Source organism: Novosphingobium sp. PhB55 (assembly GCF_004368805.1).
Classification (GTDB): Bacteria; Pseudomonadota; Alphaproteobacteria; order Sphingomonadales; family Sphingomonadaceae; genus Novosphingobium.
On sequence record NZ_SODQ01000013.1, the window covers coordinates 1 to 24,033 of the forward strand.

Genomic DNA, 24,033 nt, shown 5'->3' on the forward strand with positions numbered 1-24,033 from the left:
ACATGGGCCTGCGACAACAAGGCCTACATCAAATGGGAATGCCGGGATGCGTGATCCCAACCCGATTCAATTTCCATACGTGAGGTTGCTCAATCTGTCGGAAGATGCGAGCATTGCAGTATGGAAATTCGCCGTGCCGGCCCCAAACGCTGGCTGCGCGACGAGTTCGGTGGCGGCCCCGGCCTCGCCTGAAAACGCTGCCAATTGCAGCCAAAACACTAGAGCGATTTTCGATCTGACTGGGTCAGATCGACCGCTCTAGGCTTTTGATTTGGCGCATTTTCCGAGTCATCATGTGATGCCACCTGATTAGAAAATGCTTTAGCCCAGAAAAGCGGCAGCGCAGCGCTACAACGCAGCGCCGCAACGAAGCACTGCACCATGACGATCAAACCTGTGGCGGTCTATCAATGACGCCTTGTGACGAGGCGAACTTCTCCGCACAGGCTGCAGATGTCTTTCGCCCGTTCGAAACCGTTCGAACCCACCAGTTCGCGCGCCGCCTGGTCGGCGTTCTCGTGTCGTGAAAGACCAAGCGTCTGGGTGATGCAGTCGTCGCAGACCGGCTCCGGAGAGAGCCGGGTGACGAGCTTTTCGATGGCGCTAAGTTCGGTCATGGCCCTGCCCCCGATGGTATCGCGGATGTTATCCCGTCTCAGATGCGGTGGCGCGGCGGGCAGCGGCTGGCAACGCATTTTTTTGTGTTAGCGGCGGGGCCGCGCCTTTCAGCGCGCGGCCCCGCCGCAATTTTTGTGAGGACCGGCAAGAGGATCGACCGGAGGCGGGAAATTCCGCCTCCGGTCGCTTTATTCACGCCGCCAGCCGGTCAGACTCGCCACCGGGTTCAGAGCTTGGTTCAGCGCCCGGTCCCACACGCCGTTCGGCACCGGGATCAGGCACAAAATCGCCTTGGGGCGATTCGCCTTCGCCCTTCGCCAAGACGCCGTCGAGCTCCTCGGCCATCTCCCCCGCCAAGTCCGCGCCCGGCTCCCCGGCAAGCTCATCAGGTTTGGCGTCCTCATCCGGTGCGGCAAAAGCCCGGGCATGGGCTTCGACGGTGCCGACCCCGCCCCGCGAGGTGTAGGCGGCGGGCGGGAAGGCCATCCAGCGAGGAACCCAGCCCTCGCGCTTTTCGCGCCCGCCGTTCCCGGCCAGATGGTCGCGGATGATGCCCTTGAGCGTCTTGCCTTTCTCCTTGGCATTGGCGCTGGCAACCATGTCGCCCGCCACTTCCGCCACCATCGCCAGCAGCACTTCGCGGTCGCGCAAGCTGTCGAGGAAAGCCTCGTCGGCCTGCCACCAGTCGGCCATCGGCATGCCGATCTCGAGCCCCACGGCCTCGACCGCTGCGCTCCCCGTGGCAAGCGTTTCGCCCATGACGACGGTCAGGACGTCCATGACCATGGGATCAGGAAGTTCGACCAGCCGCGCGAATAGCTTGCACAAGTCGCGATGCGATCCGCACATGCCGTAACCGGTTCCGCCCGCCACGGCAGGTTCGTCGTCGGGAAGGTCAAGGATCGTCAGCACCGCGCGGCGCGCCGCATCGAAGACCGCTTCGGCGCGGCTCTCGTCGACGCTTTCCTTCGCTGCATCGTTGCGGCTCGACTGTGGTTCGACGACGATCCGCCAGAGCGGCGAACCGGCGATGGCGTGGGCGACCATGAGCCTCAAAGCAATGCCGCTCCGTCCCAGGAGTTCGGCGCGCACGGCGGCATGGCGGTGCAGGTCGATATAGGTCTGGGTAGTGGAGGTGAGTTCGGGGCGAACCGCCTTCGACGCGCCGTCCCCATTTGTGCCCCCATCCGCGTTCGCGCCGCCCGCCTTCGCCAGTCGGGCCGCTTCCTTGCAGGTGAGATAGCCCTCGTGGAACACGACTTCGCCGCTCGCGCGCACATCGATATAGACCCGCCCGCCCTTGCGCTTGGGAGTTTTCTCATATTCCCAAGAATGGAAATGGGTTTCGGGAGAGAGGATGACGGCATCTGCCCAGCCCGCCTCGATGAACGCGGCACGCTTCGCCTCGATGGCCGCATTCTGCAAGTCCCAGAAGGCATCGGCTTCGACGAAGTAGGCGTCTTCCCCGAACAGGTCCGCGATGGTGGCAAGGCCGCTCGCCTCGAGGTCGAACAGGGCGTGGTCCGCCGCGACCGACTGCCCTCCGAATAGCCAGGCCTTGAGCTGATAGCCGCGCGGCGCGTAGGCGTCAGGATCGTCAATGAGCGCCAGCCAAGCCTTTTGCTGGCTCTTGGAAGCGAGGGTGAGATGCCGCACGGTTGCCGCATCGATTTCCTCGGCGCGGTACATCTCGCGGATGCGCGGCAGCAGATTGCCGAGCGCAAGGATGCGCTTGACGGCGAGGTCGGGCAGGCCGAACGTCAGGGCAATATCCCCGATGCTACGGCCTTCCTTCACCAACCGCGTGAAGCAGACCCAGCGCGAAACCTCGTCGGGATCAAGCCTCGAGATATTCTCGATCAGCGAAGCCTCGACCGCGCTGGCATCGTCGGCGTCGTCCAGCACCGCGCACGGCAGCATGGCGGAATCGGGGTCCGGCTCGCCCGCTCCGGCGCAGGCAGCAAGCCGCTCGGCGGCAACGATCTGCGCGGCATGGAAGCGGCGGCATCCGGCGACGATTTCATAGTGCTGCGGCTTTCGATCGGTTTGGGCGGCCGGATCGCGGGTGGCAGCAACTGGTCCGTCTGGCGGCTGAGTGCAGGGTCGCACCAGGATAGGTTGCAGGATGCCGCGCGCCCGAATTGTGGGCAAGATGTCAGAGACATCAGGCGTTCTTTTTGAATAACGCATGTTAAGACGCGAGACACAAAGCTTGTCGAGGGGAAGAAATTGGAGTTTCATGACTTGATCCTTTTTTCTGGCTGTCAGGGGGGCATGCCGGTCCACTGCGAACAGGGGTGGGAGCAGTGGACCGGCTTCCCATTGGCGGCAGGAAACGCCTGCCCGCGTCATCGGCCCCTCAGCGGGGCAGAAGCCGTATGGCGTTCGGATCCTCCCGCGTGAGGCGGTCCAGCAGCAAAGCGGCATCGGGTATCGAGCCCGCCAGCCGCGCCGCTTCGGTCCAGACCGAGAGCCGGTGCCGGGTCGAAAAGGCGATATCGCGCTCGACGGTGAGGCCCATCGGCAGGCGGATCGCCTCGATTTCACGGAGCGAGGAAATGCCCAGCTCAGGGCTTCCAAAGCCAAGATCAGCCAGACCGAACAAAGTATCGTCGTCGGCATAGAGTTCGGTGATCAGCCAGACTGCACGCCCCACCGGATTGAAGAGGCGGACGAGCGGCAGCGGATCGAACTTCGGGTTTGCCACGCAATGCTCGAAATTGGCGCTGAGCATCGAGCGGATGGACCGGGAAAGGAGGGTCATTGCCGTGCCCTCCCCTCAACGGTTCGGCCCATCTCGCCCAATTCCCGAACAATGTCTTCGGCCACTTGCGCTTCGGCGGCGGCATGGCGCGCAAGCAACCAATCGGCGGCCTTGCTCGCCATGCTGGCCGCCCTGAAGATCGCCCGGCTGTCTTCGCGCAGCACCTCGAGCCACGCCCCTATGTAATCGGCGTGGCGCACGGTGGGCACGATGCCGAGCGCGGCGCAGAGGAAAGCCGAACCCATTTCGGCGACCAATTCCTCGCGCGCGTAATCCTTCGAACCGAACGGATTCGCCAGATTTCTGCCGAGTCGCGAGGCATGGCCGGTGGCGTGGCAAGCCTCGTGCAGGCACGTCCGGTAAAAGTTCACCTGATCATGAAAGGCTTGCTGGGGCGGCAGCTGCACGAAATCGGCACCGGGCGCATAGAACGCCTTGTCCCCGCCGATCCGGAACTCGATCCCGCTTGCCGCCATGAGCGCCTCGGCCACCGGCACGATTTCACGCTCGGGTAGGATGACGGGTTCGGGCACGACGTCATCGGGGAGGCCCTCGCACTGGGCGACGTTGAACACCGTGAAGCGCTTCAGGAAAGCCACCGACCGCGCGTCGCCGCCATTTTCGCGCGCCCTCTCCTTCTCGGCCTCGGGCGTGAACCTGTCGGCAAAGACCACTTGCGTGCCATGCTCGCCCTGGCGCACGTTCCCGCCAAGACTGAGCGCCTGCCGGAAGGTCAGCCAGCCCTGCGAAGGCCAGCCCCCGGCAATGACCGCGCCCCACAGGATCAGGACATTGATCCCGGAATAAGCGCGGCGCGTCAGGGCATTGGCAGGCAGACCCGGAAGGGGATTTGTCCCGCCTGCCGCCCCGCCCGCTGGCATGCCCGCTGGCGTGCCCGCTGGCGTGCCCGCTTCCCTGCCCGCCGCATCGCTGCCCGCTCCAATCCTACTCCATGGCTGCACCCACGGCACCCGCCCCGCCTCAAGCTCACCGATGATGCGGGCAGTGACCTCGTCATAGAGCGAAGCCCGATCCGCATCCGTGCTGCGGCCTGCCTGTCCCTTCTTGTCATGCTCCCTTTCCAACCGGGAACCCCGCGAAACCTTGCAATTGCTGCGCATGTCTCACCTCCATACGCCGCCCCAAAACCACCATGGCCTCCCCCGGCGGAGCGGGGGTGGGCGGCCCGGACGACCGACAAGGCCCGCCGCAAGGCGGCGCCTGCACCCGCAGCCGGGGTCCCGATCCTCGAGAGGATCGGGGTGGCAAGGGCCGGAACGTGAGTGGAGGAGCCGCGCTTCAGCGCGGCTTGCAGGAGACGCTGGCGGGCCTAGACGGGAGGCAAGCCCACCCGCGCTTCGCCCGGGAGAGGCCCTCAAAAAAGCGCCGCGCGCGGCCGAAGCCGCGCGCGTCCATAAAAGGGCGGGCATGCTCGCCCGCCCTCCCGCGCCAGCGATCGTGACCGTCAGGACGAAACTCCAAGAGACGCAAGGAACGGGGGCTCAGTGCCAGTGGGCGGCCCGAAGGCCGTGAGGCCAGTCGCCCGCAGCATAGAGCGCGGTCGCGCCGAACGGCGCGAGGCGCCGGGCGATGCAATGAGATAACCTCATGCCCCTACTCATTTCGTGGGGCCCGCCTCTCGCGATTCGCAGGATCGAGCTTCCCGATGCGCTGCTCGATGCGCTGCTCGATGCGCTGCTCGATGCGCTCCCGGATGCGCTCCCGGATGCGCTTCCCGGCGAACAGGCCAAAAAGCACTGCCAGGAGCCTTGATCGCCTACCACATGTTCTTTATATGTTCCATCAAGGACGGAGCATATGGAAACCATCAAGCAAATCCGCGACGCAGTCGCCAGCGAACTCGAAAACCGCGGCCTCGACAATCGCAAGTTCCTGCGCGAGATCCGCGCCGGAAGGCGCGACGATGGCCCGTACATGATCGGAGCTCTCGCCGCGACGCGGCTCGCCCACCAGGCCGCCAAGTCCGGTTGAATTCCCCTCCCCTCACGAAGGGGAATTCTTGCGCTCATCAATGCCGAAGCAGCAGGCCGCGATACCCTCCAAGCGCCATTGCCTTTGCTTGCCGGGTGAGACGGCGAACCCGCGACCGGAGCGAATCCGAGGGATCGTTCCAGTCGGCGTCGACGACCGTGGCGCCGACAAGGGCGCAGGCAAGGTCGCGGTGGCTGGCACCGTCCTCAAGCGCATCGTGGGTCCGAAGCAGTACGATTCCTCGGGCAATGGCCGGGTCGCGCGGATAGAGCATCTTGCCGAAACGCCGATGTCGGTGGAGAGCCAGTAGACGCTGTAGCGGCAAAACGCCGGACTCGGCCCTTTCCATCCCATCGAAAAGAATGCGAAGCCGAACGGCGCGGCTCTCCCGGAGAGATCCGGCGACAACGTCCAGCCTGATATGGTGGCTGCCATCCGAGAGGACGGCATGCTCGACGCCGGTATGGGCCGGCACAATGGTAAGCCAGGAGCAGATCCGCCCGATGTCGAGGCACGCCGCATCGCCTGCAACCCCGGGCTCAGCTTCGACGAAAAGCGTCGCGGGATCGCGTTCGGCCTGCCAGAGTATCCGGGCCGAGAGACAATCCCGGTCCGGTGCTTCTGCGAAAGTGAAGCCCCCATTCCAGCGGCATCTGGCGAAGCCCGCCGGTAATTGCAGAGGCCTTACCATACCAGGACAGGTAAGCGGAATCGCGCCGAAGCCACTCCCACATCAGGCCTGTTCGGTCAGCGTTTTTCAGATAGGCATAAGCCGAAGCATCTTCCCAGGAAAAGCGCCCATGCTTTCTCATTTTACATTTGGTGTGATCGAATTTTTAGAATGCTCGACTTCTGCGATTAACAAATTTTCACCGATATTCGGACACTCTGTCCGCAATAGTGCATTTCGCTGCACCGCAGCATGGTGATATGACAGTTTTGCGACACCACTTGCCAGGGGGCGATCTGAGAAATCGCTCTCTCGACGCTGCAAAACAGGAAGGGCGATCGCCGGAACTACGGTGACAAGCAACGCCGCCGAAGATCGTAAAGTCGAACCTTGGGCATGCACATAATAGAGCTGATGATGCGCTTCTGGCGCGAAATCGAAATGGCAATGTCGATGGACGAACTGGCTCTCGTCCTTGCCGAGGCCACCCCGATGCTGGGTTTCCAGCGCTATGCGCTGACCCACCATACCGATCTGATGAGAGCGGGCGGCAAGTTCATACGGCTGCATAACTATCCGGCCCAGTGGGCCGATTATTATGACCGGTGCGGATTCGGGATCAGCGATCCCGTCCACCGGGCAAGCTATGTGACCAGCGCCGGTTTTCGCTGGAACCGGATACCGTGGCTGATCGGGCTCAACAACGAAGACCGCAAATTCATGGAGCGAGGAAAGCTCCAGGGAATCAGCGATGGCTTCACCGTGCCGATCAACGTTCCTGGCGAAGCCCGCGGCTCGGTCACGTTCGTCGGGCCAGGCGCCGGCTTCGTGCGCGACGAAATGCTGTTCCTGGCGCAGCTTGTCGGCAACTGGACCTTCGAGAAGGCCCGGGTGCTGACCCTCGGCCGAGGGAACTTCACGCCGGCAAGTCCGCTGCTGACCAATGCACAGCGCCAATGCACGATGCTTGCCGCCTGCGGCAAGACCGACGGCGAGATCGGCACGATCGTCGGCATCAGCAAACTGACGGCTGGTCTGCATCTCAGGCAAGCCTGCGAGCGGTACGACGTTTCCAAACGCACATTGCTGGTGGTCCGGGCCCTGTTCGACGGAACGGTCACTTTCTCCGACATCTTCCGGCGATGATATATCGGTTTTCCGATATGGCGCGCTGAAGCCGATCGGGACGACCCTTGGCGCGTGACAAGCAAACGTCACGGCCAAGGAGTCACCCCCGATGCTCAATGTCCAAAGCTACGAAAACCGCGAAGCCCCAGACGAGGCGCTGCGCGCCATGTGGGCGGCGCGCAAATCGGTCTTCGTCGATCTGCTCAAATGGGATCTGCCGGTCTTGGCCGAACGCTACGAGCTCGACCAGTTCGACGATCCCTACGCCCGGTATGTCATTCTGGCCGGCCCCGACTGCGAGCACTACGCATCCGCGCGGCTGCTGCCGACGACGCGCCCGCATATCCTGGACAGCTTCTACGCCGATTTCTGTGACCACGGGCCTCCGCGCGGGCCGACGATCAAGGAAATCACGCGCTTCTGTCTCGATCGCCAGCTGACGGCGGCCGAGCGCCGCGAGGCGCGTGATACCCTCATCTGTTCGCTGGTCGATCACGCCCTGATGAACGGCATCACCGCCTACACCGCGATCGCCTCCGAGGGCTGGTTCAAGCAAGTGCTGACTTTCGGGTGGGACTGCCGCCCGCTCGGCCCGCCTCGCTCCTGCGGCAATGAAATGCTCGCCGCCATCCGCATCGATATCGACCGCGATACGCCGGCGAAACTGGCAGCGGCAGGCATCACCAGCCCGCATCGCGGGTCCGACCGCGCCGCGAATTGAGGAGAACGGACATGAACCTATTCGCCCAGGTTGCCCGCCATACCGCAGCGCTCAAGGAAAAGGGCTACTGCATCATCGAAAACGCGCTCCCGGCTGAAACCATCGCAGCGCTCGACGCCGATATTGCGCCGCGCTTCCATCGCACGCCGTTCTGCGAAGGCGGGTTCTACGGGGCGACGACCAAGCGATTCGGCCGGTTGCTTGCGCGCACACCGCACGCCGAAGCGCTGGTGCGTCACGCGCTCATTGTCTCGATCGCCGAGCAGATCCTGCTTCCCTGGTGCGACTGCATCCAGCTCAACACGGCGCAGGCCATTGCTCTCCACGGCGGCGCGCCCGCCCAATTGCCGCACCGGGACCAGGACATGTGGGCAGCCGCCAAGGGCAGCGCCGAGTACCTCGTCAACGTGATGTGGCCGCTCACCCCGTTCACCGCCGAGAATGGCGCCACCATGATCTGGCCGCGAAGCCACGCAGCTGCCGCTCTCGATCCGGATCCCAAGGAGGCGCCGGTCGCTATCGAAATTCCCCCCGGCGCCGCGCTCCTGTTCCTCGGCTCAACGCTTCATGCCGCGGGCAGCAATCGAACCGATGACGTGCGCCGCGGCGTCATCGTCGGCTACTCCCTCGGCTGGCTCAAACCCTATGAAGCCCAGTGGCTGGCCTACCCTCCCGGCATGGCGCGGAATTTCGACCCCGAACTCGCCGCGCTGGTCGGGTACCGTCAGCACCGGCCGAATCTCGGAAACTACGAGGGGCAGTGCCCGTCGGTTCTGCTCGGCGCGCATTTCGATCCCGATCGACCACTGGGAGCGATCGACGCGCTGCGCCCGGACCAGGCCGAGCTCCTGGGCCGCCTTGCGGGCAATTCCCCTCCAGATCTGTCGGAACCGAAATGAACGCGGGGCCGTTCTCCGAACGCGTCTACGGGGACCTGCGCGATCTCGTGACCAGCCGCGAAACACAGCCTGGTGCGCGGCTCGATCCCAGCGTGATCGCAAAGCAGCTCAATTCCAGCACGACACCCGTTCGCGAAGCCCTGAACCGGCTGGTCGGGGAGAGGATCGTGGAAACACGCACGAGCACGGGATATCACCTGCCGCTGCTCGACGAGCCGGCCCTGAAGGACTTGATCGGATGGTCGAACGACATCCTGTCACTGGCCCTTCGGCGTATCACCTCATCGCTTGCGCCTGCGGCCGAGCTGCCGGGACCATCCTCGAACTACCCCGACCGGATAGCGGCGACTTTCGCTGCCATCGTGAAGGCGTCGAGACACGTCGAATACATGCCTGCGATCTCGCAGGCGAACGCGAGACTGCACGCCGTTCGTTTGGGCGAGCATGAAACTTTCGATGATCTCGATCACGAATTGAGCGTCCTCGGGAAAGCCATCCGCAATGACCAGGTGCGTGAGGTCCGAAAGCTCGTCCAGTCTTATCACCGGCGCCGCCAGAAAGCGGCGGCCGAACTTCTTCGCCGGCGCTACCGCGCAGGCTGATCGACGCCCCGATCGATGCCTGATCGATGCCCGATCGGCCCGGGATTTGATATTCGCGGTATCAAATCCGTATAAGTTTCGGATACGGCAGCCCCGACCATAGCCTTGTCCCTGCTGCCAATTCCGGCGGCATCTTGAAGGAGCAAGACGATGGTACGCGAACTCGACGAAGACGTGATCGAACTGGGCGCCGTCAGCGCTGAAACGCATGGCTCGGGGCCGCAGCCCTCCGACGAAGCGCTCGGCCAGGTCTTCGGCCTTTCCGACGACTGACTGAACACGGGCCGCGGTCGGCCAGCACGCCGGCCGCGACCTGCCCGCCATTCGGGGAGCATCGTCGGGAGACCGCCATGGGTTATGCTTTACGACGCGATCTCACATATTGCGAGGTCAGCGACAGGCTGGTCTTTCTGGATCTGGCAGCGGATCGGTACTTCTGCCTTTCGCCGGGACTTGAAGCGGGATTCAGGGCAATTGCCGCGGGCTATGCGGACACATCGCCGACCGAGGAAACGCGGGCGCTTCTGCTTGCCGGCCTGATATCCGAAACGCCGGCGCCCACCGATGCGCCGCCGTGCGCCTCTCCAAATCCGGTCCACCGCAGCCTTCTCGACACTCAGACAGGGAAAGCCCGGCCGCTGACGATCGGGCTTCTGACAGGCCGCATTGCGTTTGCCCGCATGGCCCTGCGGATCGGGCGGTTTCACCAGACGATCCTGCGCCTTTCGCAGCGCAAGGCTGCCATCGGACGGGGATGCGATGTCGATCTTCTGGCGATGCGGGAGCTTGCAACCCAGTTCGAATGGACCGCGCGGCTGACGCAGGCGCACGACCGATGCCTGCCGCGCTCTCTTGCTCTCGCCCATCATGCCGTAACGCGCGGCTGGCCGGTCGATCTAGTGATCGGCGTTCAACTGCGCCCTTTCGCTGCACACTGCTGGGTCCAGGCCGGTTCCGACTTGCTGAACGATCGCATTGACGCGGTTCGTCCTTTCACGCCGATCCTCGTCGTATGATGCTGACCTCCCCGCATCTTGGTGCCAGGCACGCGCTGCCCGGTCCCCGCTACATCGGATTGCTGCGACCGTCCCCTGAAACCCATTCCATGCTCGCTGCCGGTTTCACCGCGCGAGCCAGCGCAACGCCCGACTGGACCATCGCGCTGGAGACAGGTTCGCTGGCGGTTGCCGCCAGCTGCGACGCGGCAATTTCCCTGGGTGCGCGCGGCATCGTCGTCGGCGAAATCTTCCGCAAGGCCGATGGTTCACGGGTCACGCACTTTTCGCTTGATGAAATCGAGCGCATCCACGCCAGCGACCTTGGGGAATTGACCGACCAGTATTGGGGGCCGTACATCGCGGTCTTGCACGATCCCGATCGGAATGAAACCCGGGTCCTGCGCGCCCCGCTCGGCGATCTTCCCTGCCTTCTCGTGCCCGTGGGCGAGGCCGTCGCCTTCGCTAGTGACATCGATCTGCTGTGCGATTTCGGGCTCTACGACCCGGCAGTGGATTGGAGTGAACTCGCCCTGCACCTTGCCCGCATGGACCGGGTCACCGCGCAAACGTGCCTCTGGAACGTCCGAGAGCTGCGGGGCGGGACGACGGAGGTGATTGGCCGAGCCGGCGTTCGCACCTTGGCGCAATGGTCTGCAAGCAAGGCGATCGGCCGGCAGCGCGCCGACACGGCCGAGGCAGCGGCAGCGCTGGTTTCCGAAGCGGCGCGAATGAGCGTCGCCTCAAGGGCCGCTCGGCTGCATCGCGCCGTGGTAATGCTGTCCGGCGGGGTCGATTCCTCGATCGTGGCGGCAGCGCTTGTCGAAGCGGGCATCCGCGTCGATGCACTGACGCTGGTGACCCGCGACGCGCGCGGGGACGAGCGGGACTATGCCCGCGCGGTCTGCGAGCACCTCGGCATTGCATTGCACGAAAGGCTGCGCGAGGTCGACGAGATCGACATCATGTGGAGCAGCGCTGCCGGCCTCCCTCGCCCGGCGGGCCGGGTCATGTGGCAGGAATCAATACGTCATTCGCGGGACCTTGCCCGCGCCATTCAGGCCGGTGCGATCTTCAATGGCGGCGGCGGGGATCAGGTGTTCTGCTCGCTCCACTCCTCCAATCCAGTGGCCGATGCCATGAGAGCCTTCGGCCCCGGCCGGGCCGCCTGGAAGATGGCGCATATCATGAGCGGGATCACCCAGGTTTCGATGGGCAGAATACTGCGGGACGCAGTGCAGTGCGCGTGGTTTGGAAAGCGCACAGCAGGTCCCACCTTCGACACGAGCCTTCTCGCCTGCCGCTTCGAGGATTTCGAGATCGCCTCATCCGAACCGCCGCGTGGCGGCATCCTTCCCGGGCAGGCTGCTCACTGCCGGCTGATCGCTGCCGGGCAGAGCTATGTCGAGACGCTCGATCCCCGATCTGCCCCGCCGATCGTCGCACCCCTCCTCTCCCAGCCGCTGGTCGAAGCCTGTCTGAACATTCCAAGCTGGCTATGGTTTGAGGAGGGAATGAACCGCCATGCGGCGCGGCGTGCTTTTGCACTGGATCTTCCGGAGAGCGTGATTTTCCGGCATTCGAAAGGCTCGCCGGACAGCTTCACTGCCGAGATCTTCGAGACCTGCCGCGCGCAAATCAGGGAGCTGCTTGCTGACGGCGAACTCGCCCGGCAGCGCATCATCGATCGCACTGCAGTCCTCGATGTGCTCGACGATCCGCGCCCTCCCCGCGACAATCGCTTCCGGAGAGTCCTGCAATTCGCCGAAGCCGAGGCCTGGGCCGCAAGCTGGACATAAGCTTCCCCCATAGTCACTCCCGCGTTTTTCCGATTGGCGCGTGATTGCGCGGCGCGATGGACACGGGTGTGGACACGGGCTCTTCGCGCACCGGTAACGGCGGCGGGAATGGCCGAAAAAGGCCGAATTTGATATTCGCCATATCGGATCGCTATCTATTTCGGATATCGCCCCTGCCCCCATAGCCTCGAGATTGCTGCCGCTCCTGGCAGCGCATTCGAGGAGTACGACAATGGCACGTGAGAACGAAGGGTCCGACGACCTCATCGAACTCGGCGCAGCGAGCACGGACACTCAGGGCGGAGGGCCGATGCCGATCGACGAAGCGCTGGGCTGGCCGATAGCCGGTCTCGACAACGACTGAATGCGAACCGCGGCCGTCTCCTGGGGACGACCGCGGTCCGTCGTACTGCGATCAGGGACGGGACCGCAGACGATCTCTCATCGCTTCCCAGCGCTTGTACTGAGGCCGCTTTGCCGGATCGGGATCCTCCTTGTCTTGAAGCCAGAATTGAAACCAATCGAGATTGCGCGCGTAGACGGCGGCACGGTGCGCGGGCTGCCATTTCCGGTGATGATCGCCGGGGAAGACGAACATCTCGACAGGTTGACCCGCGGACTTGAGAACGGTGAACGTGTTAAGCCCGGCCACGTATTCGTCTTCGGCAAGCTGCATCAGCAGAGGCCGGTTCATCCTCCCGGCATTAAGCGCCAGGGAATAGGGCTTCCAGAATTCCAGGTTACCCCCCGGACCTGCATAGCCCATCGCCTCGAACTGCCTTTGAACGGCCGGGCCGTTGTAGATCAACGCGTTCTCGTCGACGCAGCAGGTGCTGATCGAGGCCACCTTGAACAGATTGGAATTGATGAGCGCAAAGCGCACCGCCGACGATCCATCGCTTAGCCCGGTGATGCCGAGGCGCTGCGGATCGGCGATGCCGCGATCGATGGCGGCCTTTACTCCGACTTCGATCGCCGACTGCATGCTTTTTCGCTCCGCCCAGTCCTTGTGAAAAACCGAAAGCATCTGGTCCGGCGTCTTGACCTCCGGGTGCAGAGACACGACCGGAGCCGGGCGTTCGATGCTCAGGACCGCGGTGCCCTTCGCCGCCAGCGCATGGATGGGATACTCGTCGCCGGTCCCGCCGCGCAGGAAACCGCTGCTGTTGTATTGGACGACGACCAGCGGCAGGCGCGTGCCTTTACGATGGTCCGGCGGCAGGACAAGATCGCCCCGGACTTCGAGGCCCAGGTTGTTGCGCCAGTAGAGCCGCTCGACTTTGCCAAGCGATATCTTCGCAAACTCGGGATTGGGATCGAACACATCGGAAACTTTCCCCGTCTGCATGTCGATCAACGTAACCCGCCTGGGCGTAGTTGCATTCTCGCGCGAACACAGCAGGCGGGACTGGAAAGCCGTGCATCCGAGAAACACGTCTGCGGACGTCCAGAGCCGTACGGGTGCTGACCCCGCCTTTCCCGCCCAATGATAGAACGCGGTCGTCCCCTTGTCCCAGCCTTCTCGTCGCAGGAACACCAGGCCCTCACCGTCACGTAGCCACCAGACGCCGCTTAGCCCGCCCCTGCACGTCGGCGCCGAACATACGACCGGCGGTGCAGCGCCCTTATCTGGTCCGGCAGAGGTCACCTTGAGCTCATTCGGGCCATAGGGGTTTTCGGCCGTGTGGGCGATCGAGGCCGAGCGACCATTGGCGGAAACGGAACTCACGCCATGATCGACAGCATCAAGCATGCCGACAAGACTTCGCTCGTCGGCATCGCCTTGCCGCATGTCGCTACCGTCGCTCGCAACGGAGAGCGTTTCCAGCGGCTGAAGCGAAACGAAAGGCGCCGGACGCGCGGAAGGCCAGAACCTGCCGTCATAAAGCCAGCCGGATCGCCCTTCTTGTGCGAGCGCCATTTCCGCCTCCGCGGTTCCGGCACGGACCTGGTAGATCACCCGGTTGCCATCCTTGCTCCACGCAAGCCATTCTACGTCGGCATCGGCATGCGTTATCGCGCGCGCGCCGCTCCCATCCGCCGCTGCAACCCAGACCTGTACCTTGCCGCTGTCACGGTCGTCGTCGCGCCGAAGGTAGGCGATCGAAGATCCGCCCGGAGACCACCTCGGCGTAAATACGGCCGGGAAGCCGTTCTCGATCCGCTTGTCATAGGCGCCCACCGTGTCCGTGATGTAGTCGCCGCCTCGATCGACGATCCGTGGCAGCGTCGTGGTCGGCCCCTTTGCCCTGCCCTGCCCGCTTCCGCCGGCCGGTGGCAATGTCACGACCACAAGCGCCCGGCAGTACCGATTGCTCTGCGGATCTGCCCGACTGAGCACGAACGCGGCCTCCGATCCGTCCGGCGACACTGCGAACGGCGCGGGCATGTTGGTCACGGACCCGTCGGCCGAACCGAAATCACGCAGCCGCACGAGATCGTCGGCAGTGACTGCGAGAAGACCTCCCTTGGTCCGCCCGCGCGAAGAACTCGCAGTGCCGCTTTTGCCGGTTCGCTCATTGGGGTGGAACGCCGGCAACAGATCGTCGCATTGTGCGCGGGAAACCGAAGGAATCAGCATCGTACCGGCAAGAAGCGCGGCAGCAAGTCCGGCGGATCGCCGGAACTTGCTTTTGCCGTGGAGGGTTACCACGCCTTGGTCACCCCGATCCCGATGTAGCGACCGATTCCCGAGTAATTGGTCGTATCGTAGGAGGTGTCGGAAATGCTCGTTGTCGCGATGGTCTGCGGCTCGTCATTGAGCAAATTCTGGACTGTCAGACTGAGTGCAAGGCCGCGCAGCGGGCCACGCGCCTGCTGGAAGGCGTAGCGCGCCGTGAGATCCACGGTCGTCTGGCCACTGATCTCGACCGGGCTCGTCGTACGCTGATCCTCGACCCCGCCGATCCGGCTCACGGTCGCATTCAGCGAGAAGCCGTCCAGGTTCCAGGTCGCGCTTGCCCGGCCGCGCCAATGCGGCGGATTGAAAAGCGTGCCCGCAAGCTGCGTCGGTGCGGCGCCTGTGATCAGCGTTTGCGTGCTCTTTAGGTAGCTTGCATTCAGCAAGAGGACGAGCGAGCCGGCTCCATTGCCGAGGTCGCGGTGGTAGTCTGCCAGGAAATCTATGCCGTGGATGCGCTGGTTGCCGGCGTTCACGCTGGTGGTGTCGGCGATGGCGACCACGCCCGACGCGTCGAAGGGAGCGCCGGTATTGTTGTAGAGCGCGGCAGAATTGGCGACCACGCTTTCGACGGTCGCGGCGCTCGGGTTCCACTCGACATAGGGCTCATAGAGCGCGTTGCTCAGCGCCTGCGTGAAGTAGGTGATGGGCGTGACGATGCGATCGGTGTACCGCGTCGAGAAATAGCCGACCTGAAGTCCGAGCCCCGGGATCTGGTGCGGGTTGTATTCGAGCGTCGCGGTCCAGCTGGTCGCGCGCTCCGGCTTGAGGTCCGGATTTCCGCCAGTCAGCATGATCGTCCTGCCGCTCGTGCCCCCCAGCGAGGTTGAGTTGTAGTAGAGCGCCGACTGCACGGCATACTGTTGGTACAGCGTCGGCGCGCGGAAGGACTTGCCCCAATTGGCTTTGAACGCGAGATCGTGGATGGGTGCGAAGATCGCGCCGATTTTCGGCGTCACGACGTCGTCGATGCCTGGATAATGCTCGAAGCGGAGAGCCCCGCTGAGGCTCAGGCGGTCGATCAACCCGATGCCTTGCTCCGACGAGATGATGGGCAAGCTGAGTTCGCCGTAGGCGTAATAGCTGTCCTGAGAATGCTTGACGGTGTTGATGGTGCCCTTGCCGCGATCGATGAAGAGCAGGTTGTCGCGGTAGCCCAGACCCATCGCGATCTTGGCCGGACCGCCCGGGAGTGCGAACAGCGAACCGTCGGCGGATAGCTCGATTGATTTACCGGTGTTGCAATAGCAGTACCAGCCGGCGCTCGTTCTAGTCGTACCGGTGTAATTCCAGCTCCATGCCCGGACGTTCTCGGTGCCGTAGACACCCGAGAGCGCCAGCCGCCACCCTCCTTCCAGATCCAGGGTCAGCGAGGGAGCAATCGCGAACGACTTGCTGCGGGTGACCTTCTCGTTACGGCTTATGGAAAGATCGCCGGCCGTGTTCATCGGTATGACCAGCAGGCTGTCGCGATTGTTGAAGAGGCCGTCGACCGCGAAGGTGAGGTTATTGGTGAGGTCCTGATGGGCAGCACCTGCAAAGGCGTTGCGCTTCATCGGCGGGATCAGTGTATTGCCCGGTCGTGATGAAGCGAAACTGCGATCGTCCGAGAGGACGATGGTATTGCGCGCGAATTCGTAGGATCCGACAAATCCGCCGGAATCCCAGCGCTTGCCAGCCGTCAGGCCATACTGCTGACGGAAATCGCCCCCCTCGGTGGACGTCCCCAAATTGGCCGAGGCAAGGATGCCCTCGTAATCCCGTCGGAGGATGACGTTGGCGACACCGGCAACCGCATCGGAGCCATAAAGCGCGGAGGCTCCATCGGCGACGATTTCGATGCGATCGACCATCGCCATCGGCAGCGCCGAAATGTCGACGCCCTGGCGCGAACCATTGTAGGCGAGCCGGTGACCATTGATGAGCGTCAGCGTGGCATCGCTGCCCAGGCCGCGCAGGTTGACCGTCGATGCGCCGCCAACGTCGACGCCGCTGGCCGCCGGGACGTTGGAGCCGAGACCCGGGTTTTGCCCCCCGCCGAACGACTGGGGAATGCTGCGCACGACGTCGGCAAGTTCGGTCTTGCCCTCATCCTTCATCTGCTCGCTGCCAACCGCGATCACCGGCGAGGTCACCGGCGCGCCGCGGATGCGGCTGCCGGTCACGGTAATGGCGGAGCCCCCTACCTGTTTATCATTGTCATCGGCTGTCGCTTCGACGCTACCCCGCTGCCGGACCACGAAACCGCCCTGCACGGGCTCTGCAATCAGGTACGACCCGGCCAGCAACCGGCGAAGGGCATCTTCGAGCGTATAAGTGCCCCGCAGAGCGGGAGCGCGCATTTCGGCAACGCTCCCGTCATCCGCAAGGACCGTACGGCCCGAGAGCAGCGCAAGAGCCCTCAGCGATTCTGCCAGGCGCTGCTCTGGAAGATCGATGGATAGTTGCGCAGTTTGCTGCGCGTTTGCGACCGAAGGGCTAGGCACGAAAGCGACGAGCGACGTCGAAACCAGCCAGAGCGTGGCTGAGCAGGCACTTTTCTTCATTTTTTTTGTTTCCCCCCTGAGCCGAAAACTGGCCGGTTAATGGGGAAACGGAGGGAAACGAATCTGCCCCCCAACTTTTTCAATCCAAATTGTTCAGGGTCGGGAGCGCAGCAAGGTATCAGCGCATGGAGAGCACTATTTCGCTCGAATTCGGCCGCAAGATTTTCAGGTCCAGCATTCTGGCAACCACCTCCGCAAAAGCATTGGGATCGTTCGCCCGAAAGGCACCGGAGATCTTGCGCGACGCCAGGGCTGGATCGCCCAGACGGACGGTCGTCCGGTTGTACCGGTTGATAGCCGCGACCGCATCGCCGAGCCTGCTGCCGTCCAGCGCCAGCATTCCCGACACCCATTCGAGATCGGATCGCGCTACGGGGAACGGATCCGTACGAAAACCGATCTCCACTTGCGCGCCCGCGCCGATCCGCTTTGGCGCCCCGGTTTCCGGGTCCGCTGATGTCAGCTCGACCGGCGATCGCGGTGCGGCGATCCGCATCCCGGTGCCGGCAATGTATGCATCAAACGTCTCACCTTTCACCGTCGCGCTGCGCTTGCCAGCCGTCACGGTAAAGGCGCCGGCGCCCACCGTATTCTCGATGCGGACGCGCCCTTTAGCGATCTCGAGCTGACGACTGCCGCCCGACACGACGACTTCAACCCGTGAGTTGGTATCGAGGGTGATCGCGCTGCCGTCGGCCAGGCGAAAGGTCTGGATCTGGCCGATCCGCGTTTCGTAGGCCGCTGCCTGTGCCGGCGTGACGAGACCAGGAAAGGCGTCCTTGCCGACGATCCATGCGGTCGACAATCCTGCCAGCACGACGGCCGCTGCACTGGCCAGGCCCACATGCGTGCTTCTGCGCTCTAAGAAAGGCGCGCGCATCACGGTGCCGTCAAAGCCGCCGTAACCTTCGGGAATCACGTTTGTCTCGCGCCAGACCCGCAGGGCTTCATCGAAAGCCTCGCGGTTGCGCGGATCGGCGACCAGCCATTCTTCCAGTTTCGGCTCAAGCCCCGGCTCACCCGCTAGACGGCGATTGAGCCACCTCGACGCGGTCCGATAGGATTCGCGGGAGGGCGACGGTTCATGGCTCTCAGTCACGCCGCAGATGCCGCCCAAGCTGCTTGATGGCAACGCCCATGTGCTTCTCGACCCCCTTGACGCTGAGACCGGTCTGCTCGGCGATTTCTGCATGACTATAGCCATAGACGCGGCACGCCAGGAAAATCTGGCGTGTCAGAGGCTTAAGACGATCCAGCGCAGCTCCGATGCGGTGAAGACGATCGCGCGCCTCAAGCGCAGCCAAGGGATCGCAGTCGGCAAGCTCCTGCTCGTCGTCTTCGGACAATGAAAAATTTGGATGCCGGGCCGACCATCGCGCTTCGTCGCGAAGCAAATTGACGCTCGTCTGCCTGAGATAGGCGCCCGGATTGTCGAAGCGCGATGCGCTCTTGCCGGCGGCAAAACGGGTAAAAGCCTGCTGCACGACGTCTTCGGCATCCTCGCGCCGTGACCGCCGCGTCACGAACCGCAAGAGGCCGGCACGTTCCTGCCTGTAAACCTGATCGACCGACGGAAGCGGGGCACAAGCTCGGTCGATTTCCGGGGGAAGCGGATCGTCTTCATCTACCGATACAGATCCCAGGCCTAGGGCAAATCGCATGACTTGCCACCAGGTTGCTCCAAGACTGACTGTGAACGCATTAACCGGCTCCGCTCGACGAACGAGACAGAGCCGGTCAATGCCCGGGTCTTGAGAACATGCAAGCACATGCGCCGACGCTTTAGTCGCAAAGCGACCTGGACATACGTCAGCCCCCCGACATCATCCCGCAGGGCGGGAAGAATTCTGTTCGCTAGCGAGGTTCTCACGCCTCGGCATCACACTAAGTACGATGCCCGATCAGCGTACTATGAAGTTGACCATTTTCAAGCAAAAATAGCCCACGCAGATTTCCGTGATATATTAGCCACGACATCTTGGGCCGTCGGACACTGACAAGACAGCTATAGTGCCGAAATTGGCCGATCTTGCACGGTACAGGTTCATCCCTCTATCGACACATCCAAGAAATGCATTCAGCGTACGAAAAAACAGTTAGGGTAAATTCACTTGGCGGCGTTTAGCACGCTTATGCCCATCGCAAGTATCGAGTGGAACAGCCCTTGGCCGCGAACGCCCCAACCGGCGCTCCCCCCAAGCCTCCGCTCACAGTAGGGTTGCTTGGGAGTGAAACATGCCGGGTTTCATGCGGATTTCGACGTCATCGCCTCCCACTCCGAGGCGTGTTCGGCGCGATGCTCATGCACCATGCGTTTCGCCCGCTCGCGGGTCTCAGGTGAAAACTTGTTCCGGGTCTTGCTCATCACGAAAGCTCCTTCTCACAAATTGGAGCCTCCGGAAAACCCGCGACGCTTCAGAGCCCATCGGCGCCATCTCCATGTGTCCACCTCATCCTTGGTGGACACATCCTTCTCACCACCTCTCTCAACCGAACATGTGCGGGGAATCTCGCGCTTACAACAAACGCCTCCCCTACAGCCACCCGCAGAATTTTGCGACAGAACCGGGCATCGTGCTATGGGTTCGATGATTATCGACCAAAGCGATATGTTGATGCACCGATCAGAACTGAATTTTGACTTGTCCGCCTAAGGCGAGAGCGTCCGGTGTCCGGCGATAGCTGAAGGCGCCCGGATCGATGATATATTGCACGTCCGGGCGGATCACCAGCCAGCGGTTCACCTGGAAGCCGTAGCTCATCTCGATCGCCGTCTCCCCTGCGGGGAGTGAGGCGTAGCTGCCCGGCACTGGTGCGACATCAACATTGGCGTGGCGCAGGCGGGGATCGACCTGCGCATAAACGAAGCCCAATGCCGCCGTATCGGCATCGCGTCCCTTGAATGTGCCCGTTGTCACGAGTCCCCCCGCATACCAGCGGGTAATCTGCCCTGTATCTGCTGGATTGATCGTCACCTGGGCAAACAGGGACAGCCCACGCGAACCTTGTCCCTCACGCCAGATCATCTGGTCGGCCAGCAGGTAGAAGCCGTAGCGCCCCTTGACCATGCCGCCGCCGCCCTGCCGGGTGACGCGCGAGGTGTCATAGTAGAAGCCCACCTTGTAATGGCCGGGCAGCGTGCGGCTGCCCTTGCCCGCGCCGGGATCATATTCGATTTCCAGCGGCAACAGCACGCCGGTGGTGCCGCCCGCGAAGGGATTCCATGCATTGTCCTTTTCATTGAGACGCGGATTAACTTGATAAAGGCCAGTGCGGATCGTCAGGTCTGGCCGCAGTTTGTAGCGCACCGCCGCGCCCCAACGTGCGTTGGGATAATTGTACCACCCACTGTCGCCCGACATGGAGAGGGGATGGGCACAGAAGGCTGCGTTCACCAGGTCGCAGCCGATCGGCAAGTTGCCGATGTCGTTGCCCATGGCAAAGTAGCCCATTCGAAGGTTGAGCCTCCCGGCCATGAAGGCCTGCTCCCAACTCACCTCGGTCAACCGCGCATAATAGCCACCGGCCGCCTCCTGGATCGGCAGGCGATTGCCAACGAAGTCGGACGAGATGCCAACGCCGCGCCGGTCGTTGACGGTGAAGTGAATCGTCGCGCCATCCACGCCCGCAAGACGGTCCATGTCGAAGTCCGCGCCCATGCGGACCTGCTGGACATAAGTCGTGCCCTTCCTGAGCCCGCCGTCGACCGCAGAGAAAGTCTCCGACACATAGTCGCCCCGGAAGGTCACGCCCGTCTGCTTGAGCTGTGTGCGCAGCCCGCCCCAGTCACCGGTAAGCGTCTCGCGACCACCCGACGGGGCGGCAGGTGCCTCCGCCTCCACAGATTCAGTCCTGTCGGCCGACGCGGCGGGTTGTTCTTCCACCACGTCGGCATCCTTTGCCCGTGCATCGGCTGCGAAAGGTGCCGTGATGAACAGTACGCAGCCGACCAGGCGAAACATCCCACGGAAATAAACGAGCAGGGTCCCGTCTTTCTCCGCGTTCTCGCGCAACTGGCTTGCCTTGCACCGAGGGTGTGGCGCGCGGCGTTTCGTTTCGCTCGCCATGATCATGGCAGGGCGTAAGCGATCACATAATCGCCGCGATCCGGGGACTGACGCGCGCCGCCTGCGGTGATCACGATATATTGCTTGCCAGTCCTGGGCGACTTGAAGCTCATCGGCCCTCCGCCGCTGCCAACCGGCAGCCGCGCCTTCCAGATTTCCCTGCCATTCGCCGAGTTGAACGCGCGCAGATAATAATCCTGCGTGCCGGCGATGAAGAGCAGGCCGCCCTGTGTCGCCAGCGTGCCGCCAAGTGTCGGCAGGCCGACCGGGATGGGCAGGCCCATCTTGATCCCCAGCGGGCCGGTGTCGCGCACCGTGCCGACCGGGACCTGCCACTTGATCTTGCGGGTCTTCATGTCGATCGCCGTCAGGGTGCCGAAGGGGGGCGTCTGGCATGGTACGCCGAGCACAGAGAGGAAGCGGTCCTTCATCACCGAATAAGGCGTTCCTTTCAGTGGAACGCTGCCCATGCCGGTGTTGATAGCCTCGCCGCCACTGCTGGCGGGCGCGGCCTTTTTGGCAGTCTGCGGAAACATCTGCACCCACAGGCCAAGCCGCATGTCGTTGGCGAAGATCGTGCCGGTCGTCGGATCGGTCGACAGGCCGCCCCAGTTCATACCGCCCAGCGAACCGGGCAAGCTCAGCGACTTGTCGGTGCCGGATGCGGTATAGAGCCCTTCATAACGCATGCCCTTGAAGGCGATACGGCACAGCAGCTGGTCGAACGGCGTGGCGCCCCACATGTCCGCTTCAATCAGCGGGCCGACACCGATCTGCGGCATACCGACCGATCTTGGCTGGGTGAGCGAATAGGGTTCGTTCGGGATGTTCGCGGCCTTGACCGTGACGTTATCGACCCGGGTCAGCGGCTTGCCCGTCGCCCGGTCGAGCACATAAAGCTGGCCCGCCTTGGTGCCGAATACCAGCGCGGGCACCGTCTGGCCGCCGTCGGCCGCGAAGTCGATGAAGCTGGGTTGCATCGGTATGTCAAAATCCCACAGGTCGTTGTGGACCGTCTGGAAGTGCCATTTCTCTTTGCCGGTCGTCGCATCAAGCGCCAGCATCGAAGCGCCATATTTGTGGTCGAGCGCACTGCGGGTCACGCCGTAGAGATCGACCGAGGCGCTGCCCACGGGCATGAATACCGTGTTGGAGGCCGGATCGTACGACATCGGCGCCCAGACATTGGGGGTCGAACGGGTATAAGTCTGGCCCGCTGCGGGCATGCCTGTGATCGCCGGGTTGCCCGGATCGAAGGCCCAGCGCAGCTTGCCAGTGACCACGTCAAAGCCACGCATCACGCCGCCGGGCATGTCGACCTGAACATTGTCGGCGATGCGGCCGCCGACGACGACGGTGGTGCCCGCAATCGTCGGCGGGGACGTTAGCTGATATTCGGGGTCGGGAGCGCTGCCGAGCCCGGCCTTCAGGTCGACGCGGCCGCCATTGCCGAAGTCGGTGCAGAACCGACCGGTATCGGCGTCGAGCGCGATCAGTTCGGCATTGACCGTGTTCATCAGGATGCGGCGCTGGCACGCCGCACCTTCGGGCACGGTGACGGCGGTGACCGGCGTGGCACCGGGCATGTTCGGCTGCTTGAGCGGCGCCTTCGCATCGAAATAGGCAAGGCCCCGGCACCGCATCCAGACCGAGGCGCGGGCATCGATCCGCGCCTTCCATTTCTCACGGCCGGTATCGCCGTCGAGCGCGATCACATTGTTATGCGGGGTGCAGATGAAAACCGTGTCGCCGACCTGCAGCGGCGTATTCTGGTCTTCGGCGCCATTGCCGTCGCTGACCGCCACATCGCCGGTCCGATAGGTCCACGCAACCTTCAGCTTCTGGACATTATCGCGCGTGATCTGGTCGAGCGCCACGAAGCGGTTGCCGCCAGGACTATTGCCATAGGCTTCCCAGTTGCGCTGTTCATGCGCCGGATCGACAGGGATAAGAACGCTTTGCGCGCCGGCGAAGGCTACTGTTGGATGCGACACGAACATGCCCGCGAAGCCGACAGCCGAACAGAAACCCAGAACGACCGCGATCGCAAGAGCGGGGCGCCACAAAGGTTCGCGCCCGGCGGCGCGCCTCATGAGAGGCCATGAGAGAGCGACGACGGTCGTTCCGACTCCCATCGCCAGCAGACGCGAGATGAGCGGCCAGAAGGCGAGCCCGACTTCCCACAGCGCCCAGATAATCGTCGCGAGGAACATGGCACCGAAGACTAGGCCACCCGCAGGCCTCGCGCGGGCGATCAAGAAACCCGACGCCGAAAGTCCGATACCTGCGGTCAGAAAATAGGGGCTGCCACCAAGCAGAACGAGCTTTGCGCCGCCAATGAGAAAAAAGAGGCCGGCGACAACGATGACAGTGCCAAGAAGTGCGAGCCAACCCCTCATCAACTCACCGTGAGCGATTTTGGCATCTTTCACGGCAATCTCCTTTGGCGCAGCCCAAATGCGAGAAATCTATGTGATGGATTTGTCAGGTTCTGCATCCCAATGCACGCAAAATGTGGCTTTTGCTGGGCTTTGATGATGTCACTTCATGGC

Annotated in this window: 21 protein-coding genes; 10 read left to right on the forward strand and 11 right to left on the reverse strand. The window is 63.2% G+C overall.

Features of this window, described 5'->3' with window-relative positions; translation table 11 throughout:
- Positions 1-407 precede the first annotated feature (407 nt).
- The 4 genes from EDF57_RS23820 to EDF57_RS23835 all read right to left on the reverse strand — a co-directional run bounded on the left by EDF57_RS23820 (position 408) and on the right by EDF57_RS23835 (position 4,503).
- Complete coding sequence (locus EDF57_RS23820) at positions 408-617, reverse strand: hypothetical protein (RefSeq protein WP_132269201.1); 210 nt, start codon at positions 615-617, stop codon at positions 408-410.
- Positions 618-810: 193 nt separating this feature from the next.
- The gene (locus EDF57_RS23825; protein WP_134096161.1) at positions 811-2,859 is read right to left on the reverse strand and encodes a ParB/RepB/Spo0J family partition protein; all 2,049 of its coding nucleotides are present in this window, start codon (positions 2,857-2,859) and stop codon (positions 811-813) included.
- 118 nt (positions 2,860-2,977) lie between these two features.
- Positions 2,978-3,382, reverse strand: a complete 405-nt coding sequence (locus EDF57_RS23830; protein ID WP_132270225.1) for a DUF2958 domain-containing protein — start codon at positions 3,380-3,382, stop codon at positions 2,978-2,980.
- Entirely contained in the window at positions 3,379-4,503 is a 1,125-nt protein-coding gene (locus EDF57_RS23835) for a zincin-like metallopeptidase domain-containing protein (RefSeq protein WP_134096162.1), read from the reverse strand. Before EDF57_RS23835 ends, EDF57_RS23830 begins: the two co-directional genes overlap by 4 nt.
- A gap of 487 nt (positions 4,504-4,990) precedes the next feature.
- On the opposite strand from EDF57_RS23835, the gene EDF57_RS25680 reads away from it, so the two are divergent.
- A complete protein-coding gene (locus EDF57_RS25680) occupies positions 4,991-5,155 on the forward strand; it encodes a hypothetical protein (protein ID WP_166675379.1) in 165 nt (54 codons plus the stop codon).
- A 45-nt stretch (positions 5,156-5,200) separates the two neighbouring features.
- Positions 5,201-5,374 carry a hypothetical protein gene (locus EDF57_RS25685; RefSeq protein ID WP_166675380.1) on the forward strand — a complete coding sequence of 58 codons (174 nt, stop codon included), beginning with the start codon at positions 5,201-5,203 and terminating at the stop codon, positions 5,372-5,374.
- 808 nt (positions 5,375-6,182) lie between these two features.
- Here the strand turns inward: EDF57_RS25685 and EDF57_RS23845 are convergent.
- Positions 6,183-6,407: a hypothetical protein gene (locus EDF57_RS23845; RefSeq protein ID WP_134096164.1), complete on the reverse strand. Its 225-nt coding sequence runs from the start codon at positions 6,405-6,407 to the stop codon at positions 6,183-6,185.
- Positions 6,408-6,458: 51 nt separating this feature from the next.
- Between EDF57_RS23845 and EDF57_RS23850 the strand changes: the two genes are divergently transcribed.
- The 8 genes from EDF57_RS23850 to EDF57_RS23885 all read left to right on the forward strand — a co-directional run bounded on the left by EDF57_RS23850 (position 6,459) and on the right by EDF57_RS23885 (position 12,552).
- The gene (locus EDF57_RS23850) at positions 6,459-7,190 is read left to right on the forward strand and encodes an autoinducer binding domain-containing protein (RefSeq protein ID WP_166675381.1); all 732 of its coding nucleotides are present in this window, start codon (positions 6,459-6,461) and stop codon (positions 7,188-7,190) included.
- 91 nt (positions 7,191-7,281) lie between these two features.
- Entirely contained in the window at positions 7,282-7,893 is a 612-nt protein-coding gene (locus EDF57_RS23855) for an acyl-homoserine-lactone synthase (RefSeq protein WP_134096166.1), read from the forward strand.
- Between the two features lie 11 nt (positions 7,894-7,904).
- On the forward strand, positions 7,905-8,792 hold the full coding sequence (locus tag EDF57_RS23860; protein WP_134096167.1) for a phytanoyl-CoA dioxygenase family protein: 888 nt from the start codon (positions 7,905-7,907) through the stop codon (positions 8,790-8,792).
- Positions 8,789-9,394 (forward strand): GntR family transcriptional regulator, encoded by a 606-nt coding sequence (locus EDF57_RS23865; protein WP_134096168.1) that lies wholly within the window; start codon positions 8,789-8,791, stop codon positions 9,392-9,394. The genes EDF57_RS23860 and EDF57_RS23865 overlap by 4 nt, the downstream gene beginning before the upstream one ends.
- Before the next feature lie 150 nt (positions 9,395-9,544).
- Positions 9,545-9,667 (forward strand): benenodin family lasso peptide, encoded by a 123-nt coding sequence (locus EDF57_RS23870; protein WP_134096169.1) that lies wholly within the window; start codon positions 9,545-9,547, stop codon positions 9,665-9,667.
- 77 nt (positions 9,668-9,744) lie between these two features.
- Positions 9,745-10,410 carry a lasso peptide biosynthesis B2 protein gene (locus EDF57_RS23875; RefSeq protein ID WP_134096170.1) on the forward strand — a complete coding sequence of 222 codons (666 nt, stop codon included), beginning with the start codon at positions 9,745-9,747 and terminating at the stop codon, positions 10,408-10,410.
- Entirely contained in the window at positions 10,407-12,188 is a 1,782-nt protein-coding gene (locus tag EDF57_RS23880) for an asparagine synthetase B family protein (protein WP_134096171.1), read from the forward strand. The genes EDF57_RS23875 and EDF57_RS23880 overlap by 4 nt, the downstream gene beginning before the upstream one ends.
- A gap of 232 nt (positions 12,189-12,420) precedes the next feature.
- Entirely contained in the window at positions 12,421-12,552 is a 132-nt protein-coding gene (locus tag EDF57_RS23885) for a benenodin family lasso peptide (RefSeq protein WP_134096172.1), read from the forward strand.
- A gap of 51 nt (positions 12,553-12,603) precedes the next feature.
- On the opposite strand, the gene EDF57_RS23890 is transcribed toward EDF57_RS23885, so the two are convergent.
- The 6 genes from EDF57_RS23890 to EDF57_RS23915 all read right to left on the reverse strand — a co-directional run bounded on the left by EDF57_RS23890 (position 12,604) and on the right by EDF57_RS23915 (position 23,913).
- Positions 12,604-14,769, reverse strand: coding sequence for an Atxe2 family lasso peptide isopeptidase (locus tag EDF57_RS23890; RefSeq protein ID WP_134096173.1), 2,166 nt, complete (start codon positions 14,767-14,769; stop codon positions 12,604-12,606).
- A 65-nt stretch (positions 14,770-14,834) separates the two neighbouring features.
- Positions 14,835-17,414: a TonB-dependent receptor gene (locus EDF57_RS23895; RefSeq protein WP_134096174.1), complete on the reverse strand. Its 2,580-nt coding sequence runs from the start codon at positions 17,412-17,414 to the stop codon at positions 14,835-14,837.
- Between the two features lie 118 nt (positions 17,415-17,532).
- Positions 17,533-18,531, reverse strand: coding sequence for a FecR domain-containing protein (locus tag EDF57_RS23900; RefSeq protein WP_166675382.1), 999 nt, complete (start codon positions 18,529-18,531; stop codon positions 17,533-17,535).
- A complete protein-coding gene (locus tag EDF57_RS23905; protein WP_134096176.1) occupies positions 18,506-19,075 on the reverse strand; it encodes a sigma-70 family RNA polymerase sigma factor in 570 nt (189 codons plus the stop codon). Before EDF57_RS23905 ends, EDF57_RS23900 begins: the two co-directional genes overlap by 26 nt.
- Positions 19,076-20,038: 963 nt before the next feature.
- Positions 20,039-21,427, reverse strand: a complete 1,389-nt coding sequence (locus tag EDF57_RS23910; RefSeq protein WP_243841268.1) for a carbohydrate porin — start codon at positions 21,425-21,427, stop codon at positions 20,039-20,041.
- 56 nt (positions 21,428-21,483) lie between these two features.
- Positions 21,484-23,913 carry a membrane-bound PQQ-dependent dehydrogenase, glucose/quinate/shikimate family gene (locus tag EDF57_RS23915; RefSeq protein WP_166675383.1) on the reverse strand — a complete coding sequence of 810 codons (2,430 nt, stop codon included), beginning with the start codon at positions 23,911-23,913 and terminating at the stop codon, positions 21,484-21,486.
- Positions 23,914-24,033 lie beyond the last annotated feature (120 nt).

What these genes read in the sequence shown, in the direction of transcription:
- EDF57_RS23820 (WP_132269201.1), bottom strand. Translation starts at nt 617, where the DNA reads ATGACCGAACTTAGCGCCATCGAAAAGCTCGTCACCCGGCTCTCTCCG.
- EDF57_RS23825 (WP_134096161.1), bottom strand. Translation starts at nt 2,859, where the DNA reads ATGAAACTCCAATTTCTTCCCCTCGACAAGCTTTGTGTCTCGCGTCTT.
- EDF57_RS23830 (WP_132270225.1), bottom strand. Translation starts at nt 3,382, where the DNA reads ATGACCCTCCTTTCCCGGTCCATCCGCTCGATGCTCAGCGCCAATTTC.
- EDF57_RS23835 (WP_134096162.1), bottom strand. Translation starts at nt 4,503, where the DNA reads ATGCGCAGCAATTGCAAGGTTTCGCGGGGTTCCCGGTTGGAAAGGGAG.
- EDF57_RS25680 (WP_166675379.1), top strand. Translation starts at nt 4,991, where the DNA reads ATGCCCCTACTCATTTCGTGGGGCCCGCCTCTCGCGATTCGCAGGATC.
- EDF57_RS25685 (WP_166675380.1), top strand. Translation starts at nt 5,201, where the DNA reads ATGGAAACCATCAAGCAAATCCGCGACGCAGTCGCCAGCGAACTCGAA.
- EDF57_RS23850 (WP_166675381.1), top strand. Translation starts at nt 6,459, where the DNA reads ATGATGCGCTTCTGGCGCGAAATCGAAATGGCAATGTCGATGGACGAA.
- EDF57_RS23855 (WP_134096166.1), top strand. Translation starts at nt 7,282, where the DNA reads ATGCTCAATGTCCAAAGCTACGAAAACCGCGAAGCCCCAGACGAGGCG.
- EDF57_RS23860 (WP_134096167.1), top strand. Translation starts at nt 7,905, where the DNA reads ATGAACCTATTCGCCCAGGTTGCCCGCCATACCGCAGCGCTCAAGGAA.
- EDF57_RS23865 (WP_134096168.1), top strand. Translation starts at nt 8,789, where the DNA reads ATGAACGCGGGGCCGTTCTCCGAACGCGTCTACGGGGACCTGCGCGAT.
- EDF57_RS23870 (WP_134096169.1), top strand. Translation starts at nt 9,545, where the DNA reads ATGGTACGCGAACTCGACGAAGACGTGATCGAACTGGGCGCCGTCAGC.
- EDF57_RS23875 (WP_134096170.1), top strand. Translation starts at nt 9,745, where the DNA reads ATGGGTTATGCTTTACGACGCGATCTCACATATTGCGAGGTCAGCGAC.
- EDF57_RS23880 (WP_134096171.1), top strand. Translation starts at nt 10,407, where the DNA reads ATGATGCTGACCTCCCCGCATCTTGGTGCCAGGCACGCGCTGCCCGGT.
- EDF57_RS23885 (WP_134096172.1), top strand. Translation starts at nt 12,421, where the DNA reads ATGGCACGTGAGAACGAAGGGTCCGACGACCTCATCGAACTCGGCGCA.
- EDF57_RS23890 (WP_134096173.1), bottom strand. Translation starts at nt 14,769, where the DNA reads ATGCTGATTCCTTCGGTTTCCCGCGCACAATGCGACGATCTGTTGCCG.
- EDF57_RS23895 (WP_134096174.1), bottom strand. Translation starts at nt 17,414, where the DNA reads ATGAAGAAAAGTGCCTGCTCAGCCACGCTCTGGCTGGTTTCGACGTCG.
- EDF57_RS23905 (WP_134096176.1), bottom strand. Translation starts at nt 19,075, where the DNA reads ATGCGATTTGCCCTAGGCCTGGGATCTGTATCGGTAGATGAAGACGAT.